The sequence below is a fragment of the Streptomyces sp. CNS606 genome, assembly GCF_000426325.1.
This window is the reverse complement of the sequence record NZ_AUFD01000017.1, coordinates 89,255-105,667: the sequence shown is the minus strand read 5'-3', so window position 1 is coordinate 105,667 and position 16,413 is coordinate 89,255. Positions and strand designations below refer to the sequence as shown.

12 protein-coding genes are annotated in these 16,413 nt (G+C 73.2%); 7 read left to right on the top strand and 5 right to left on the bottom strand.

The window, feature by feature from the left end; genetic code table 11:
• Window positions 1-9: 9 nt before the first annotated feature.
• Entirely contained in the window at window positions 10-765 is a 756-nt protein-coding gene (locus tag K304_RS0113930) for an ABC transporter permease (protein ID WP_027764245.1), read from the top strand.
• Complete coding sequence (locus K304_RS0113925) at window positions 762-2,810, top strand: TOMM precursor leader peptide-binding protein (protein ID WP_027764244.1); 2,049 nt, start codon at window positions 762-764, stop codon at window positions 2,808-2,810. The genes K304_RS0113930 and K304_RS0113925 overlap by 4 nt, the downstream gene beginning before the upstream one ends.
• A gap of 168 nt (window positions 2,811-2,978) precedes the next feature.
• Here the strand turns inward: K304_RS0113925 and K304_RS0113920 are convergent, their stop codons facing one another.
• Window positions 2,979-3,155: a thiazolylpeptide-type bacteriocin gene (locus K304_RS0113920; RefSeq protein WP_023529351.1), complete on the bottom strand. Its 177-nt coding sequence runs from the start codon at window positions 3,153-3,155 to the stop codon at window positions 2,979-2,981.
• A gap of 194 nt (window positions 3,156-3,349) precedes the next feature.
• On the opposite strand from K304_RS0113920, the gene K304_RS0113915 reads away from it, so the two are divergent.
• Together K304_RS0113915 and K304_RS0113910 are read left to right on the top strand one after the other, a co-directional pair.
• Window positions 3,350-4,723, top strand: a complete 1,374-nt coding sequence (locus K304_RS0113915) for an amidohydrolase (RefSeq protein ID WP_078529061.1) — start codon at window positions 3,350-3,352, stop codon at window positions 4,721-4,723.
• Window positions 4,720-5,001, top strand: a complete 282-nt coding sequence (locus K304_RS0113910) for a hypothetical protein (RefSeq protein ID WP_051308435.1) — start codon at window positions 4,720-4,722, stop codon at window positions 4,999-5,001. Before K304_RS0113915 ends, K304_RS0113910 begins: the two co-directional genes overlap by 4 nt.
• Before the next feature lie 60 nt (window positions 5,002-5,061).
• Here K304_RS0113910 and K304_RS0113905 read toward each other — a convergent pair whose 3' ends face one another.
• The 3 genes from K304_RS0113905 to K304_RS0113895 form a co-directional block, all read right to left on the bottom strand.
• The gene (locus K304_RS0113905; RefSeq protein ID WP_037790409.1) at window positions 5,062-6,039 is read right to left on the bottom strand and encodes a helix-turn-helix transcriptional regulator; all 978 of its coding nucleotides are present in this window, start codon (window positions 6,037-6,039) and stop codon (window positions 5,062-5,064) included.
• Between the two features lie 367 nt (window positions 6,040-6,406).
• The gene (locus K304_RS0113900) at window positions 6,407-7,474 is read right to left on the bottom strand and encodes a zinc metalloprotease (RefSeq protein WP_051308442.1); all 1,068 of its coding nucleotides are present in this window, start codon (window positions 7,472-7,474) and stop codon (window positions 6,407-6,409) included.
• A 474-nt stretch (window positions 7,475-7,948) separates the two neighbouring features.
• Complete coding sequence (locus K304_RS0113895) at window positions 7,949-8,344, bottom strand: TIGR03618 family F420-dependent PPOX class oxidoreductase (protein ID WP_027764239.1); 396 nt, start codon at window positions 8,342-8,344, stop codon at window positions 7,949-7,951.
• Between the two features lie 168 nt (window positions 8,345-8,512).
• On the opposite strand from K304_RS0113895, the gene clpB reads away from it, so the two are divergent.
• The 3 genes from clpB (at window position 8,513) to K304_RS0113880 (ending at window position 14,222) form a co-directional block, all read left to right on the top strand.
• Window positions 8,513-11,128, top strand: coding sequence for an ATP-dependent chaperone ClpB (clpB, locus tag K304_RS0113890; protein ID WP_027764238.1), 2,616 nt, complete (start codon window positions 8,513-8,515; stop codon window positions 11,126-11,128).
• A 210-nt stretch (window positions 11,129-11,338) separates the two neighbouring features.
• The gene (locus tag K304_RS0113885; protein ID WP_027764237.1) at window positions 11,339-11,878 is read left to right on the top strand and encodes a type III secretion system chaperone family protein; all 540 of its coding nucleotides are present in this window, start codon (window positions 11,339-11,341) and stop codon (window positions 11,876-11,878) included.
• 250 nt (window positions 11,879-12,128) lie between these two features.
• Window positions 12,129-14,222 (top strand): SGNH hydrolase domain-containing protein, encoded by a 2,094-nt coding sequence (locus K304_RS0113880; protein ID WP_051308434.1) that lies wholly within the window; start codon window positions 12,129-12,131, stop codon window positions 14,220-14,222.
• Window positions 14,223-14,245: 23 nt separating this feature from the next.
• Here K304_RS0113880 and K304_RS0113875 read toward each other — a convergent pair whose 3' ends face one another.
• Window positions 14,246-16,336, bottom strand: coding sequence for a SpoIIE family protein phosphatase (locus tag K304_RS0113875; RefSeq protein ID WP_027764235.1), 2,091 nt, complete (start codon window positions 16,334-16,336; stop codon window positions 14,246-14,248).
• Window positions 16,337-16,413: the final 77 nt, after the last annotated feature.

The window sequence follows — 16,413 nt, the reverse complement described above, 5'->3', positions numbered from 1 at the left end:
GCAACGCCCATGAGTGCGTACGCGGCGCTGACCACGGCCGGCTACCGGGCCTACACGCGCGACAAGACCACCCTCTTCTTCTCCTTCGCCTTCCCGCTGCTCTTCCTCGTCGTCTTCGGCCTGATCTTCTCCGGCCAGGACGTCGACCAGAGCGGCAAGCCCTACATCAGCTACATCGCTCCCGGCGTGCTCTCCTGGGGCGTCGCCAACTCCGCCGTGTTCTGGATCGGCTTCGTCCTCATGCAGTGGCGGCGCGACGACCTGCTGCGTCTCATCCGCATGACGCCCACCCGCCTGCCCACCGTGCTCGCCTCGCGCTACGTGCTGGCGCTCGCCGTCGGCGTGGCGCAGACCGTGCTGTTCGTCGGCGTCGCGATGCTTCCCGCGTTCGGCCTGGAGGTCGACGGGTCGGTGCTGCTGATGATCCCGATGCTGATCCTCGGCGTGACCGCGTTCCTCGCGCTCGGCGTCATCGTCGGCACGTACGGGAAGACGCCGGAGGCCGTCGCCGCGATCGCCAACTGCATCATGGTGCCGATGGCGTTCCTTTCCGGCGCGTTCTTCCCCATCGACGCCATGCCGGAGTGGATCCAGACCGGCTCCCACGTCCTCCCGCTGCGCTGGTTCAACGAGGGCGTGTCCGTCGCGCTGCTCGGTGACGGCAGCACCGCAGACGTCGCGCTGGCCTGCGCCGGACTCACCGGCTTCACCGTCCTCTTCGGACTGGTCGCGCTGCGCACCTTCCGCTGGAGCGACCGCGCATGACGACGACGCCCACCGTGCCGCCGCCCGCGGACGCCGCCGCCTCCCCGGGGCCGCGCGCGCTGGAGTCCGCGCGCGCCCACCTGCAGCGCGAACTCGACCCCCGCTACGTGCAGTTCCCCGCCTGCGCCGCCGACGCCGGACCGCAGCCGCTGGTGGTGCCGCTCGGCGCGGCGGACGTGCTCGGCGACGCCGCCGGAGACCCGTACGCCGCGGTGCGGCCGCACGCCACCGTGCACCTGACCGCCCGCGCCGTGCTCATCGGACCGTGGGGCGGCGAGGCGGAGGCCACCGGCTGCGGGCGGTGCCTCGGCATGCGCTGGCAGCGGCTGCGCAGCCGCTCCGAACGCGAGGCCCTGGAGGGCCGGCAGCCCCTGCAGGGCGCCGAGGACTGGCCGCTGCTCACTCCGTTCGCGGTGGACGCCGTACGTGCCGCCTGGTCGTCGGCGTTCGGCCCGGTGCACGAGTCGGACCCGGCCGCGGCCGGTCCGGTGGCCGCGCTGCGGCCGCCCCGGGCCGTACCGGCGTCCCCCGGCGCCGATGGGCTGCCGCGGGTGACCCGCGTCGACCTGGCCACGCTCGCGCTGGCCACCTTCCCGATGCTCCCCGAACCGCTGTGCCCGCACTGCGTGCAGCGTGTGCCGGACACCCCCGAGGCGGGCCGGATACCGCTCGGCCCGGCGCCCAAGCCGGACCCGGACGGCTACCGCGTCCGGCCGCTGGAGTCGTTCCCCCTGCCCGGCGACGCCCTGGCCAACCCGGTCTGCGGCGCCCTCGGCTCGGGCACCTGGATCAACCCGGCCTCGACCACCACCGCCCCCGTCGCGGGCAGCGTCTTCGTACGCGGCTACGCCGGGCTCAACGACGTGACCTTCAGCGGTCAGGCCAGCCGCTACACCACCAGCCGGCTGCTCACCTACCTGGAGGGTCTGGAACGCTACGCCGGCACCCACCGCCGTCGTCCCGAACAGCCCGTCGTCGCCTCCCTCGACGCCCTCCGGTCGGCCGGGGAGCCGGTGCTGGACCCCGCCGCGTGCGGCTTCTACGCCCCGGAGACCTACGCCACCGACCCCATGGTCAGCCCCTTCGACCCGGCCCGGGCGATCCCCTGGCTGTGGGGCCACTCGCTGCGCGACGACCGGCCGATCCTGGTGCCGGCCCGGCTGGTGCACTACAGCGCGGGTGTGGCGGCGGACAACTTCGTCTTCGAGTGCTCCAACGGCTGCGCCACCGGCGGCAGTGCGGTGGAGGCGATGCTGTTCGCGCTGCTGGAGCTGATCGAGCGGGATGCGTTCCTGCTGGCCTGGCACACCCGCACCCCGCTCACCGAGATCGACCTCGGCTCCTGCACCGGCCGCACCGTGCGGTCGCTGCTGGACCGGGCCGGCATGCACGGCTACGACGTGCGGGCCTACGACACGCGCATGGACCTGCCGGTCCCCGTGGTCACCGGGCTCGCGGTGCGCCGGGACGGCGGCCCGGGCACGCTGTCCTTCGGCGCGGCCGCCGGGTTCGACCCGGAGGACGCCGTCGAGTCCGCGCTCTCCGAGGTGCTCACCTACATCCCGCACCTGCCGTACCAGGTCACCGAGCGGCAGGCGGAACTGGAGGCGATGGCGGCCGACTTCGGCCGCGTCCTGCACCTCAAGGACCACGCCCAGCTGCACGGTCTGCCGGGTATGGCGCACCACTCGCGGGAGTTCCTGGAACCGGCCGGACGCGGCGGCATCCCGGAGCTGTTCGCGGACTGGCACCGCGAGCGGCCGCGCACCGGCGACCTCGTCGACGACCTGCGCCTGCTCGTCGACGCGCTGGCCGGCGCCGGCCACGACGTCATCGCGGTGGACCAGACGGCGCCCGAGCAGCGGCGGATGGGCCTGCACACGGTCTGCGCGACCGTTCCCGGACTGCTGCCGCTCGACTTCGGCTGGAACCGGCAGCGGGTGCTGCGGACGCCCCGGCTGCTCACCGGGCTCAGACAGGCGGGCAGACGGGCCGACGACCTTCCGGCAGCCGACGTCAAACGCGTACCGCACCCGTTCCCGTAACCCCCGAGGGGAGTTCCCGTGCCGCACCCGCAACGTCAGCAGAGCGGCCCGCAGGCCCCGTTCCCCGTCGCCGCCGCACACGGCAGCGGCCCGTTCCCGCGCCGGAGACGGCGGTACGGGAACGGGCCGCTGGGGTACCTGAGATACCCGAGTCCGGTGGGAACCGGATCAGGCGCTGCAGGAGGTGGTGCTGGTGGTGCTGGAGCAGGTCGAGGTCGACGAGCAGGAGGTGGAACCGGCCAGGACGACCTCGGCCGCGTCGGAGTAGTCCGAGATCTCGAAGGTCTCCGACTCGAGCTCCAGGATCTCGTCGGCGAGCGTGGCGAGCTGCGTCTTCTCAGCCATGGTGTCTCCTCAAGTCGCGCCGGCGGCCGGCTGTTCCGGCTGCGCGCCCCGGCGTCGGAACCATTGGACCCGGCGTCACTGGCAGATCCGCACGACTTCCGCTGTCACACCGCTGACAACCGGTGTCAGCGGACTGCTCGGCATATGCGCCACGCGTGCAGCACGCTCGGAACGCGTACCCGAAGGAGGCGCTGATGGCCACGGCGGCGGTCGCGGACCCGGCGGGCGCGGACCCGGGCCCCGGCCCGCGCGGTCCGGCCGTGCCCTCCGACGTCCTGCGCGCCGCCCTGGAGCTGTACCTGGACCTCCACGCCCATCCCGAGCTGTCCGGTGCGGAGGCGCGCACCGCGGCCCGGTTCGCCGACGCCCTGGAGCGCGCGGGCTGCACGGTGACGCGGGGTGTGGGCGGCCACGGCGTCGTCGGCGTGCTGACGTCCGCACCTTCCGGTGACGGGAACGGGGACGAGGACGCCCGCCCGCCCGGCCCCACCGTGCTGCTGCGCGCCGAGCTGGACGCGCTCCCCGTCGCCGAGAACACCGGCCTCGCCTACGCCAGTTCGGTGCCCGGAGTGATGCACGCCTGCGGCCACGACCTGCATCTCGCGGCGCTGTACGGTGCCGTGGCGATGCTCGCCGCCCGCCGGGAGCGCTGGCGCGGCACCGTGCTCGTCGTCGGCCAGCCGGCCGAGGAGACCCTGGACGGCGCCCGGGCCATGCTGGAGGACGGTCTCTACGCGCGCTTCGGCGTCCCCGACGCCGTGCTCGCCCAGCACACCGCGCCGCTGCCTGCGGGCACGGTCGCCCACGGCGACGGACCGGTGCTGGCGGGCAGCACCGCGCTGGACGTCCGCATCCACGGCCGCGGCGGGCACGGGGGCGCGCCGCAGCTGACCGTCGACCCGGTGGTCACCGCCGCCGCGGCCGTACTGCGCCTGCAGACCGTGGTGTCGCGGGAGACCGCGCCCGCCGAGCAGGCCGTGCTGACCGTCGGCGCGCTGCACGCGGGCGAACGGGCCAACGTCGTTCCCGAGTCGGCCGAACTCTCCGTCGGCCTGCGCGCCTTCTCCCCGGGTGCGCTGGCGCGGATGGAGGCGGCCGTCGAACGGATCGTGCGGGGGGAGTGCGTTGCGGGCGGCTGCGAGGCCGAACCCGAGTTCGCCGTCGCCGCGCGTTCACCCGTCCTGCAACCCGACGCGGACCTCACGACCGCCCTGCGGGGCGGCCATGCGCGTCTGTTGGGGACGGAGCGGGTACTCCCGTGGCAGGCTGGAACCGCGGCCGAGGACTTCGCCTGGTTCGGGGCCGCGGGCGCGGACGTACACGGTGCTGCCGGAGTGCGGACCGCGTACTGGATGCTGGGGGTGACCGGGGCCCGCACATGGCGGGCCGCCGCGCGAGCGCATGCCGGCGGTGCGTACGGCATGCGTGGCGAAGCGCGCGGCGTTCCGGCCAATCACGCACCGGAGTTCGCGCCGGACGTGCGTGTCGCGCTGCCCACGGGCATCGCGGCGATGTGCGACGGCGCCGAAGCGATTCTGGACGTTCCGGAGGGGGAAACGTGCCGATGACGAGTGTGACCAGGGCCGACAGCAGTACGGTCCTCAGCTGCGCCTACATGGACGTCGTGGTGGTGCGCCGGGAGCCCTGTGCCCCCGGCGGCGAGACCACGGTCGTCCGGCTGCTGGGACTGCTGCCGCCCCACTGGAGTTGCCTGCCGGAGGTCGAACGGGACCGTGTGGTGCTGCACGTGATGCTGGGCAGCACCGACGGCTGTGACGCCGTCCGCAGCGAGGTGGAGGAGGTGATGGCGGACCCGGCCATGCGCGGCTGGTTCGCCGAGACCTGACCCGGGGCGCGCGGCCGCGCGCCCCCGTGGAGGACCGGGCCCGCCTCGGCGGGCCCGGGATCAGACCCAGCCGTGTTCGCGGGCCAGCAGCGCCGCCTGGGCGCGGCTCGCCGCGCCCAGCACCCGCATCAGGTCGGCCACATGCCGGCGGTAGGTGCGTACGGAGATCCCCAGCTCCCGCGCGCCCGCCTCGTCCTTGCCGACCGACACCATCGAGGCGAGCACCCGGCGCTCCATCTCCGAGAGCGTCGGTGTGCCGTCCGGCTCGCTGATCGCGGTGAGCAGGTCCTCTGCCTGGTCCCAGATCTTCTCGAAGAGCGCGATGATGTTGCACACCAGGCCGCTCTCGTGGGCCAGCAGTGCCCCGCGCGAGGTGTCGCCGGGGTCGACGGGCACCAGGGCGACCCGGCGGTCGTAGACCAGGATGCGTTCGGAGGCGTCGTCGGCGACGCGGATCTGGGCGCCCTTGTGCGCCAGCTCCCGCAGGTAGGCGACGGTCGGCGGGTGGGTGGTCGCCTTGCGCAGCACGACGTTCCGGATGCGCACCCCGCGTCTGAGGCACCGCATGTCCAGCGGCCGGGCGTGGTCGATGTTGGCCGGGGTGAGTTCGGTGTAGGGCTCGACCGAGAGGATCTCCTCGCGGGCGAAGAACGCCAGGTCGTCGATGCGGCTGCGGATCTGCGCCAGGTCGGTGAGCTGCTCCACTCCCTGCGGGGCGGGCGTACGCGACCCCATCTCCGCGCGTAGAGCATCGATGACGTAGCGTGACTGTGTCACCCGCATGATCTCCTCGTGGAGTTCGTGCAGGCGGCGGTCCATCAGCCGGGCCATGGCGATGTCGGGATTGGTCGGGGTGTACGCGTGGCGCTCGCCGCTGTCGCGCACCAGGCCGAACTCCCGGAGACGTTCGAGCGCCCGCTTCGCGACGGGCGCGTCGATGTGCATCTTCACGTGGAGGTCGTCCGCGGGGGTGCCGGGATGGCGGAGGAAGTGCCGGTAGATCTCTTCTTCCTCCGCGGAGATGCCGAAGACTGACATCATGTTGGTACCCAAGTCGGCCCCCTGCTGCTCGGATGGCGAACCGGTGGTGTGGCTCGTTGGTCGGGCGAGCACCACGGCGCGCGAGCAGAGCGCCGGGCGGGTCGAGGCCAGCGTATGCCGTGAACAGCCACAGGTGCAGTGCGAGGAGGCAACAGAAGTGGAACCTGTGGACGAACCGTGATCGATGTCCTCGCTCTGCGTGGCGGTACCGGTTCGTAGGGCCACGCGTGGTGCTCAAGTTGCCGGATGGACAATGAAGTTGTCGCAGATTCAACAGTCCCGTCCGCGCGGCGGCGGGCCCGCACCGTGACCGGTGCGGGCCCGCGGCGGCCGGCGGAGGGTATGCGGCCCTCGCGCACGGCGGTCAGGCGCGGTAGGCCGTCCAGAACTCGTTCATGCGGTCCACCTGGCCCTGGGTGAACAGGGTCATGCAGGAGTCGTACGTGTAGTCCATGAAGTTGTGGATCGGGTCGGCGCCCCCGCCGCTGCAGGTGTCGCGGCCCGTCGGGCACTCGAACGCGGGGCTGGCCTCGGCCGCGGTGTCCGAGACGTAGTCGCCCTGGCCGCCGCAGCCGCCCTGGAAGGTGTGGTACAGGCCCATCCAGTGGCCGACCTCGTGCGTGCCGGTGTCGCCCTCGTCGTAGTTGGTGGCCGAGCCGCCCGGCAGCGACGCGTCGAGGACGACGACGCCGTCCATCTCCGGGTCGCTCTGGTACGAGGTCGGGAAGGTGGCCCAGCCGAGCAGGCCGCCGCCCAGGTTGGCGGTGTAGAAGTTCAGCGCGTTCGCGCCGCCCTGGCGGAGGCTGGACTTCATGTTGGCCTCGGCCGCGCTGTCCGGCTGGAGGCCGTTGTACCAGTTGGCGTTGTCCGTGTAGGTCGTGTCGACCAGCTCGAAGCTGTAGGGCGACGCGGTGTTGCCCGAGCCGACGCCGCCGAAGGCGTCGTTGAGGACGTCCATCTGGGCGCCGATGTCGCCGGCGGTCAGCTTGCCGGTCGCGCCGTCGTGGACGACGTGGAAGTAGACCGGGATGGTGACGGGGGCGAGCTGGCCGTTCTTGCCCTTCTTCTGCGCGAGCAGACCGTCGGCGCGCATCCGGTCGAGCTTCTTGTCCAGGGCCCGCTCCATCGCGGCGGCCTTCTTCGCGCTCACCGCGTTGGGCTCGTGGGCGGCGTGGTCGTGGCCGTCCGGGCGGGCCACGCGGGCGGCGGCGGGGGCGTTGCCGTGACCCTCGGCCTGGCTGGGCTCGGAGTTTCCGTGGCCCTCTGCGGTGCGGCACTCCGCGTCGACCGATGCGGCGGTCGTGGAGCGGGCGGCGTCGGCGGCGGCTCCCGTGGGGGCGGAGACGGGCACGAGGGCGAGTGTTCCGGCCACTGCGGCGATACCGATGAGGCGGTTACGGGCGGATGGGGATATTCGTCTGAATCGGCGCAAGGTGCGCTCCTCCCGAGACACCGGCGCGAGGGATCTCCTCGCATCCGCGGCGCACGCTATGGCTGAGTGGCGAAAGTCAGCCAGGCTCGATCCGGCCCAAAGATTCGACACGGCGTCGCCATCGGTGGGTGTGAGAGGTCTGGACAACTCGCGCCGGTGGGCCCACACGACCGCCGTGTGACGCAGAACACTGCGGCATGTGCGCGGATTCGTACGGATGTGCGTCCGGCGTGCCGGCGTGGGCCGTCCCGCGTCAAGGGTCAGGAAGGGTCATCGAAATCTGGCCGGAAAGCATCTTGCCTCGTCGCTTACCGGAAAGGAATGCGCCGGGTACCGGACGCCGGGGGAGGTGCGGCGCGCAGGGGTGCGCCGACGGCTGGGGCGTGCGGGGTGCCGGGGGCGCCCGGGATGTGCGCGATGTCCGGGGCGTGTGGGGGTGGACGTGTCCCGCGTTGCCGAGGGGGGCGGCGTGCCTCAGAGGCGGCTCATGGTGCGGTCGACGGCGACCTCGATCAGCACCCGCTCCGGGTTGGGCTTCGGGCGCCTGCCGTAGCGCGCCTCGTACCGCTCCTCGGCGTCGGCGATCAGCGAGGGCTCGGTGCGGACCACCGCCCGGCCCTCCAGGGTGGCCCACCGCCGGCGGTCCACCTGGCACAGCGCCACCCTGCTGCCCCCCGCCCCGGCCGCCCGCACGTTGCGCACCTTCCGGCTCGTCCCGCGCGCGACCACCCGGGCCGTGCGCGTGCCGGGGTCGTACGTCACGCTCACCGGGACCACGTGCGGCGTGCCGTCGGGGCGGAAGGTGGTGAGAGTGGAGTAGTGGCGTTCGCGCCAGAAGGCGAGAAACGCCGGGTCGTCCTGGAGGGCCATGCCCCCGACCGTAGCGCGGGGCTTCACGGTGGTGGGGGCGGCTCGCGGGCGCCCTCGCGAGCACTGCGCGGACTGCTGCCGATATAGTTGAGTGGAACAGACTCAACTTGTTGTACCGTGGACCGTGCAAGCCATGGGATGTCGCGGAAGAAGGAGGCAGAGACGAGCGTGGACGCCGAGCTGACCAACAGGAGCCGGGACGCCATCAGCGCGGCCAACGACCGGGCCGTCACCGACGGGCACCCCGACATCACCCCGGCCCATCTGCTCCTCGCCCTCATCGAGGGCGAGGACAACGAGAACATCCAGGACCTGCTCGCCGCGGTCGAGGCGGACCAGGCCGCGCTGCGGGCCGGCGCCGAGCGGGAGCTCGCCGCGCTGCCGCGCGTCCAGGGCTCCACCGTCTCCCGCCCGCAGGCCGACCGCGCGCTGCTCGCCGTGATCGCCGACGCCGGGCAGCGGGCCAAGGAGCTCGGCGACGCTTTCATCTCCACCGAGCACCTGCTGATCGGCATCGCCGCCCGCGGCGGGCGTACCGGTGAGCTGCTCGCGGAGCAGGGCGCCACCGACAAGAAGCTGCTGGCGGCGTTCGAGGAGGTCCGCGGCGGCCGCCGGGTCACCACCCCCGACCCCGAGGGCACGTACAAGGCGCTGGAGAAGTTCGGCACCGACTTCACCGCAGCCGCGCGCGAGGGCCGGCTCGACCCGGTCATCGGCCGCGACCAGGAGATCCGCCGTGTCGTGCAGGTGCTCTCCCGCCGCACCAAGAACAACCCGGTGCTGATCGGCGAGCCCGGCGTCGGCAAGACCGCCGTCGTGGAGGGGCTGGCCCAGCGCATCGTGAAGGGCGACGTCCCGGAGTCGCTGCGGAACAAGCGCCTCGTCGCCCTCGACATCGGCGCCATGCTGGCCGGCGCGAAATACCGCGGCGAGTTCGAGGAGCGGCTGAAGACCGTGCTCGGCGAGATCAAGTCCAGCGACGGGCAGATCATCACCTTCATCGACGAGCTGCACACCGTCGTCGGCGCCGGCGCGGGCGGCGACTCCGCCATGGACGCGGGCAACATGCTCAAGCCGATGCTGGCCCGCGGCGAACTGCGGATGGTCGGCGCCACCACCCTGGACGAGTACCGCGAGCGGATCGAGAAGGACGCCGCGCTGGAGCGCCGCTTCCAGCAGGTGCTGGTCGCCGAGCCCACCGTCGAGGACTCCATCGCGATCCTGCGGGGGCTCAAGGGCCGCTACGAGGCGCACCACAAGGTGCAGATCGCGGACGGCGCGCTGGTCGCCGCCGCCACCCTCTCCGACCGCTACATCACCTCCCGCTTCCTCCCCGACAAGGCCATCGACCTCGTCGACGAGGCCGCCTCCCGGCTGCGGATGGAGATCGACTCCTCCCCGGTGGAGATCGACGAGCTCCAGCGCGCCGTGGACCGGCTGCGGATGGAGGAGCTCGCGCTCGCCAACGAGACCGACCCCGGCTCCGTGCAGCGCCTGGAGCGCCTGCGCCGCGAGCTCGCCGACAAGGAGGAGGAGCTGCGCGGCCTGACCGCCCGCTGGGAGAAGGAGAAGCAGGGCCTCAACCGGGTCGGCGAGCTGAAGGAACGCCTGGACGAGGCGCGCGGCCGCGCCGAGCGTGCGCAGCGCGACGGCGACTTCGAGGCCGCCTCCCAGCTGCTGTACGGCGAGATCCCGGCGCTGGAGCGCGAGCTGGAGGAGGCCAGCGAGGCGGAGGAGGTCGCCGACAAGCAGGCCGCGGCCGCGCCCAGGGAGCTGATGGTCAAGGAGGAGGTCGGCCCGGACGACATCGCGGACGTCGTCGCCTCCTGGACGGGCATCCCGGCCGGCCGGCTGCTGGAGGGCGAGACGCAGAAGCTGCTGCGCATGGAGGACGAGCTGGGCCGCCGCCTGATCGGCCAGGCCGAGGCGGTGCGCGCGGTCTCCGACGCCGTGCGGCGCAGCCGCGCCGGGGTGGCCGACCCCGACCGGCCCACCGGCTCCTTCCTCTTCCTCGGCCCGACCGGCGTCGGCAAGACCGAGCTGGCCAAGGCGCTGGCCGACTTCCTCTTCGACGACGAGCGGGCGATGGTCCGCATCGACATGAGCGAGTACAGCGAGAAGCACGCGGTGGCGCGGCTGGTCGGCGCCCCGCCCGGCTACGTCGGATACGAGGAGGGCGGCCAGCTCACCGAGGCGGTGCGGCGGCGGCCGTACAGCGTGGTGCTGCTGGACGAGGTCGAGAAGGCGCACCACGAGGCGTTCGACATCCTGCTCCAGGTCCTCGACGACGGCCGGCTCACCGACGGGCAGGGCCGGACGGTCGACTTCCGCAACACCCTCCTCATCCTCACCTCCAACCTCGGCAGCCAGCATCTGACCGACAGCCTGGAGAAGCCCGAGGAGCGGCGGGAGAAGGTGATGGCCGCGGTGCGGTCCGCGTTCCGGCCCGAGTTCCTGAACCGGCTGGACGACGTGGTCGTCTTCTCCGCGCTCGACGGGGCGGAACTGGCCCGGATCGCCGAGCTGCAGATCGGCGCCCTCCAGCGGCGGCTCGCCGACCGGCGGCTGCTGCTGGACGTCACCCCCGCGGCGCTGGCCTGGCTGGCCGAGGAGGGGAACGATCCGGCGTACGGCGCCCGGCCGCTGCGCCGCCTGGTGCAGACGGCGATCGGCGACCAGCTCGCCCGGGAGATCCTGGCCGGAGAGGTACGGGACGGCGGGACCGTGCGCGTGGACCGCGTCGACGGCGGGGACGGCCTCTTGGTCGCGCCCGCCCGCGACTGACCGCCCGCGACTGACCACCCGTGCCCCGGCCCGATACCCGGCCGGTGCGGGGACTGCCCCGCGCCGGCCGTGGTACCCGCCGCACGGGTGCCGCCCGCCTCCGGGCCCGTCGGGACCACCCGACGGGCGGCACCCGTCGCGGCCCGCGGTTTGCGTCTCCCGGCCCGTCATGGGGGAGGATGGCCGTATCCATACGAAGGGAAATCCACGGTGAGCATCGACCCGTCCTCGATTCCTAACTTCGGGGGCCAGCAGCCCGACCAGCAGGAGACCGGTCCCACCGGACCCGTCGTCCCCGACCAGGATCTGGTCAAGCAGCTCCTCGACCAGATGGAGCTGAAGTACGTCGTCGATGACGAGGGCGACCTCGCCGCTCCGTGGGAGGAGTTCCGCACGTACTTCATGTTCCGCGGCGAGGCGGAGCAGCAGGTCTTCTCGGTGCGCACGTTCTACGACCGGCCGCACAAGATCGAGGAGAAGGGCGCCGTCCTCGAGTCGATCGACGACTGGAACCGCCGCACCCTGTGGCCCAAGGTCTACAGCCACACCCACGACGACGGCACCGTCCGCCTCATCGGCGAGGCGCAGATGCTGATCGGCACCGGCGTGTCCCTGGAGCACTTCGTCTCCAGCGTCGTCAGCTGGGTGCGCGCCTCGATCGAGTTCGACAAGTGGATGGTGGAGCAGCTCGGGCTGGAGAAGGACGCCGGCTCCGGCCCCGACGGCGAGGACTCCGCCTCCGACTCCTGACCTCGGACGCACGGCGCCCACGGGCCCGGACGAGGTGCCCCCGGCACCCCGCCCGGGCCCGTCCGCGTCCGTGCGATCCGAGGTGTCCCCGCAGTGCGGCGGCCGACCGGATGCCCTCCGGTGTGCGGAAGTTCGCTTCCGCACGGCGGTGCGGGGCACCACCCATGGCGCCGTGACCTTTCCGTGACCTACCCTGGCCCGGCTCGTGATCCGAGGAGGACGGACGCGACGAGACGGAAGATGGGCAGGCATGCAGCGGCCAGAAGGCACGACGGGTCCGGTCGGAACGACGGTGGCGGAACGCCCGCCGGGGACACGCGAGAGCGCGCCGCCCCGCGAGCAGAGGTTCCGCGGCGACGTGGAGGGGCTGCGGGCGCTGGCCGTGTGCGTGGTCCTGGCCTACCACGCGGGAGCGACCACGTTCGCCGGGGGCTACGTCGGCGTCGACGTGTTCTTCGTCGTCTCGGGGTATCTGATCACCGGGCTGCTGCTCCGGGAACTCCAGCAGACCGGCAGCATCGCCCTGACGCGGTTCTACGCCCGTCGCATGCGGCGCCTGCTTCCGCTGGCCTGCCTGGTGCTGCTCACGGCGGCCGCGGCGGCATGGCTCCTCTTCTCGCCGGTCGAGCGCCAGCAGGTCTTCGAGGACGTCATCGCCTCGGCGCTCTACGCGGTCAACTGGCAGCAGGCGGCAGAGGCGGTCGACTACTCCGCGGTGGGCACCGCCGCGAGCCCCGTCCAGCACTTCTGGTCCCTCTCCGTGGAGGAGCAGTTCTATCTCGTCTGGCCGCTTCTGCTGCTCGCCTGCGGTCTCGGCAGCCGCCGACGCGCACCCCGGGTCCGTCTGGCACTCGGCCTGGGCTCCGTCGCCGCCGCCTCCTTCGCCTACTCCGTCGTGCTGACGACCACCGAGGCGGGCGTGGCCTACTTCTCCACGCTCACCCGGGGATGGGAACTGGCGGCCGGGGGACTGCTCGCCCTGGTGCCGGCCGCGCGTCTGCGTGCACTCCCTCGCTGGGCGCCCGCGGTGCTGGGCTGCGGCGGACTCGCCGCCGTCCTCACCTCCGTCACCGTCTACGACGACACGACGCCGTTCCCCGGGGTGCCCGTGCTGCTCCCGGTGCTGGGCACCGTCGCCCTCATCGCCGCCGGCACCGTGGGGCCCCACCCCGTCGCCCGGGTACTGGAACTCCCGCCGGTCCGCTACCTCGGCCGGGTCTCCTACTCCTGGTACCTCTGGCACTGGCCGGCCATCGTCTTCGCCACCGCCTTCTTCTCCGGTCTGCCCACCTCGATCCTCCTGCTCGTGGTGGTGCTCTCGCTGATCCCCGCCGCACTGAGCCACCGCCTGGTGGAGGAGTATTTCCGCCGCGCCCGCGCGTTCGCGCCGAACGGCCGCAGCCTGGCCCTGGGCGGCGGGTGCACGGCGCTCGCCGTCCTCGCCGCGGCGCTCTCCTGGAACAGCGTGCCGCGGGTGCCGGAGGCGGAGCCGCACGAGGTCACCGGTGCCCGGTCGTTGCTGGGCGGTGAGCCGCTGCAGCACACCGCGGACGCCTTGCGCCCGCTGCCGGAGAAGGCCGCCGACGACAAGGGCCGGGCGCACCGGGACGGCTGCCTCGTCGCCCAGCGCGACACCCGGTCCCCCGCGTGCGTCTACGGCGACACCACGGCCGGCACGACCGTCGTGCTCTACGGCGACTCCCACGCCATGCAGTACGCCCCGGCCCTGGAACGCGTCGCCCAGAAGCGGAAGTGGCGGCTCGTCGTGCTCACCAAGTCCGGTTGCACGCCGGCGGACCTCCCGACCTGGAACCCCCGGCTCAAGCGGGAGTACACCGAGTGCGCGGAATGGCGCGAGCGGACGCTGGAGCGCATCGAGCGGGACGAGAAACCCGCCCTGGTGGTGACCGGAAACCTGGCCACGGTGCGCGCCGTCGCCGACGGCGACCGGCTGGGGGCCGAGGACAGCGCCCGCCGCGTCCGGACGGCCTACGCCGACACCCTGGAGCGCCTGCAGCGCGCGGGAGCGCGGACCGTCGTGGTCGCGGACAATCCGCATCCGCCCGAAGACGTGCCCGCCTGTGTCTCCGCACACCTGGAGGATCTCTCGCAGTGCGTCGTGCCGGAACGCACCGGACTGGACTTCACGCCGGTCAACCGCCGGGCGGCAGGGGACGTCTCGGGTGCACGGCTGGTCGACCCGGGCGAGGCGTTGTGCCGGGACGGTGCCTGCCCCGCGGTGATCGGCGACGCACTCGTCTACCGCAACGGCGCGCACCTGACGGCGACCTACATGGAGACGATGGCCGACTGGCTGGACGGCGAGCTTCCCTCGGTCCGCTGAACGGGCGGGGCCGCCGACCCCGTTCAGCGGCCGGTGATGCGGGTGATGCGGGCGATGAGGAGGGCGATGTCGTCGTGGTGGTCGGGGTGCCGCAGCGCACGCAGCAGCCGGTCGCAGGTCTCCTGGAGCCCGGCTCCGGGCGTGAGGAGTTCCCGCAGCAGGGCCAGCCGTTCGTCGATGTCCTGGCCGCGAACCTCCACCAGGCCGTCGGTGTAGAGGACCAGTTCGTCGTCCGGGCGCAGCCGGACGGCGGTGCTGTGGAAGGGGACGGTGCCCACGCCGAGCGGGGCGCCGGTGGGCAGGTCGAGGAGCTGCGCGGGCCGCCCGGGGCGGGCCAGTACCGGCGGCAGGTGCCCGGCCGAGGCGAGCCGGCACTCGCCGGTGGCGGGGTCGTACACGGCGTACAGGCAGGTGGCGATCGACTGCTCCAGGCCGGTGCTGCTGCGGTCGACGCTGCGCAGGATGCCGTCCGGCTCCAGGTGGAGGTGGGCGAGCGCGCGGATGGTCGTCCGCACCTGTCCCATGGTCGCGGCGGCGGTGATTCCGCTGCCCATCACGTCGCCGACCACCAGCGCCGTTCTGCCGCCCGCCAGCGGGATGACGTCGAACCAGTCCCCGCCGACTTCGCTGGCGGCCCCGGCGGGCTGGTAACGGTAGGCGATCTCCAGGCCGGGCTGCGGCTCGGGGAGCTGCGGCAGCAGGGAGCGCTGGAGTGTGAGCGCGGTGGCCCGCTCCCGCTGGTACCAGCGCGCGTTGTCGATGGAGATCGCCGCCCGGCCGGCCAGTTCGCGGGCCAGCACGACGTCGTCCTCGTCGAAGGGCTCCGGGTTGCCGATGCGCTTGAGGTCGAGCGCGCCGAGCACCGTGCCGCGGGCGATGAGCGGGACGGCCAGGTAGGAGTGCAGCCCGGCGCGGTCGAGGAGCCGCGCCGACTCGGCGTCGCGGGCGATGAGGGCCAGGTCGGAGGGGCGCACCCGGGGCACGCGGACCGGGGCGCCGGTGGCGACGCACCGGGCGACCAGCCGGTCGGTGCCGTAGCGGGCGGCTTCGCCGACCGGGTCGGCGGCGCGGGCGGCCTCTGTCGGGTCCGCCTCGGCCAGCGCGAGTGCCCGGAACACCGGCGGGCCGGACGTCTCCCCGGGCCCGCCGCGGTGCTCCAGGACGTCCTCGAGGATGTCGACGGCGGCCAGGTCCGCGAGGCGGGGCACGACCGCGTCGGCGAGTTCGCGGGCGGTCTGCTCCAGGTCCAGGGTGGTGCCGATCCGCGCGGTGGCGTCCGCGATCGTGGTCAGCCGTTCCCGGGCGCGGGCCGCTTCGGTCGCCGCCTCGTGCTGCTGGGTGATGTCGCGCAGCGCGACGGTGAGCCCCAGCACGTCGCCGCCGGCCGACTCGAGACGGAAGTAGGAGAGGTTCCAGGCGTGCTCGTGGTCCGGGTCGCCCGCCGGGCGGCCCAGGACGGCCTGGTCGCGCAGCGGCGTCCCCGTCCGCAGCACGTCCCGCATCACCGACTCGGCCGTGCCGGGGTCGACGAACGGCAGGATGTGCCGGACGCTGCGGTCGAGGCGGGCGTGCGGCGGGAGGCCGGCGATGTCGCCCAGCGCGGGGTTGACGCTGACGGTGCGCAACCGGGTGTCGAAGACCGCGACACCGATCGGGGACTGGGCGACCACGCGGGTGGACAGCGCGACCTCGCGCTCCACCTGGCGCACGGTGCCCTGGTCGGTCGCCAGTCCCAGCGCGTAGGGGTCGCCGCGGTCGTCCGTGAGCCGCATGTTGCGGAACTCCAGCAGGCGCACTCCGCCGTCCCGGTGGCGGACCGGGAACACGCCGGCCCACGCACCGCTGCTTTCGGCCATGACCTCGGCGAAGAGCTTCAGCGCACGATCGCGGTACTCCGGTGGGACCAGCGTTCGCACCGCCGGGCGCCCGAGCACCTCCGACGCGCGGTAGCCCATCAGCTCCTCGGCCTGCGGGCTCCACAGCACGATGCGTCCGGAGGCGTCGATCACCACGGCGGCGACGGCCAGAACGTCCATCAGTCCGCCGGGCGGCGAGGGGCCGAAAGAGGGCCGGTCCTCCTCGCCGACCCCGGTGCGGGACCCGTCGGTGACCATGTACGGCTGCTCCCTCCGGAGGGACCCCGCGGGTGCCGGCCGTGCGGCGGACACCGGGGGAGGGACCGCGGTCCTCT

Coding starts and splice junctions, on each gene's coding strand:
- K304_RS0113930 (WP_027764245.1), top strand. CDS start 10: ATGAGTGCGTACGCGGCGCTGACCACGGCCGGCTACCGGGCCTACACG.
- K304_RS0113905 (WP_037790409.1), bottom strand. CDS start 6,039: ATGTCAGTCTTCGGCATCTCCGCGGAGGAAGAAGAGATCTACCGGCAC.
- K304_RS0113920 (WP_023529351.1), bottom strand. CDS start 3,155: ATGGCTGAGAAGACGCAGCTCGCCACGCTCGCCGACGAGATCCTGGAG.
- K304_RS0113915 (WP_078529061.1), top strand. CDS start 3,350: ATGGCCACGGCGGCGGTCGCGGACCCGGCGGGCGCGGACCCGGGCCCC.
- K304_RS0113910 (WP_051308435.1), top strand. CDS start 4,720: ATGACGAGTGTGACCAGGGCCGACAGCAGTACGGTCCTCAGCTGCGCC.
- K304_RS0113895 (WP_027764239.1), bottom strand. CDS start 8,344: ATGGCCCTCCAGGACGACCCGGCGTTTCTCGCCTTCTGGCGCGAACGC.
- K304_RS0113875 (WP_027764235.1), bottom strand. CDS start 16,336: ATGGTCACCGACGGGTCCCGCACCGGGGTCGGCGAGGAGGACCGGCCC.
- K304_RS0113925 (WP_027764244.1), top strand. CDS start 762: ATGACGACGACGCCCACCGTGCCGCCGCCCGCGGACGCCGCCGCCTCC.
- K304_RS0113880 (WP_051308434.1), top strand. CDS start 12,129: ATGCAGCGGCCAGAAGGCACGACGGGTCCGGTCGGAACGACGGTGGCG.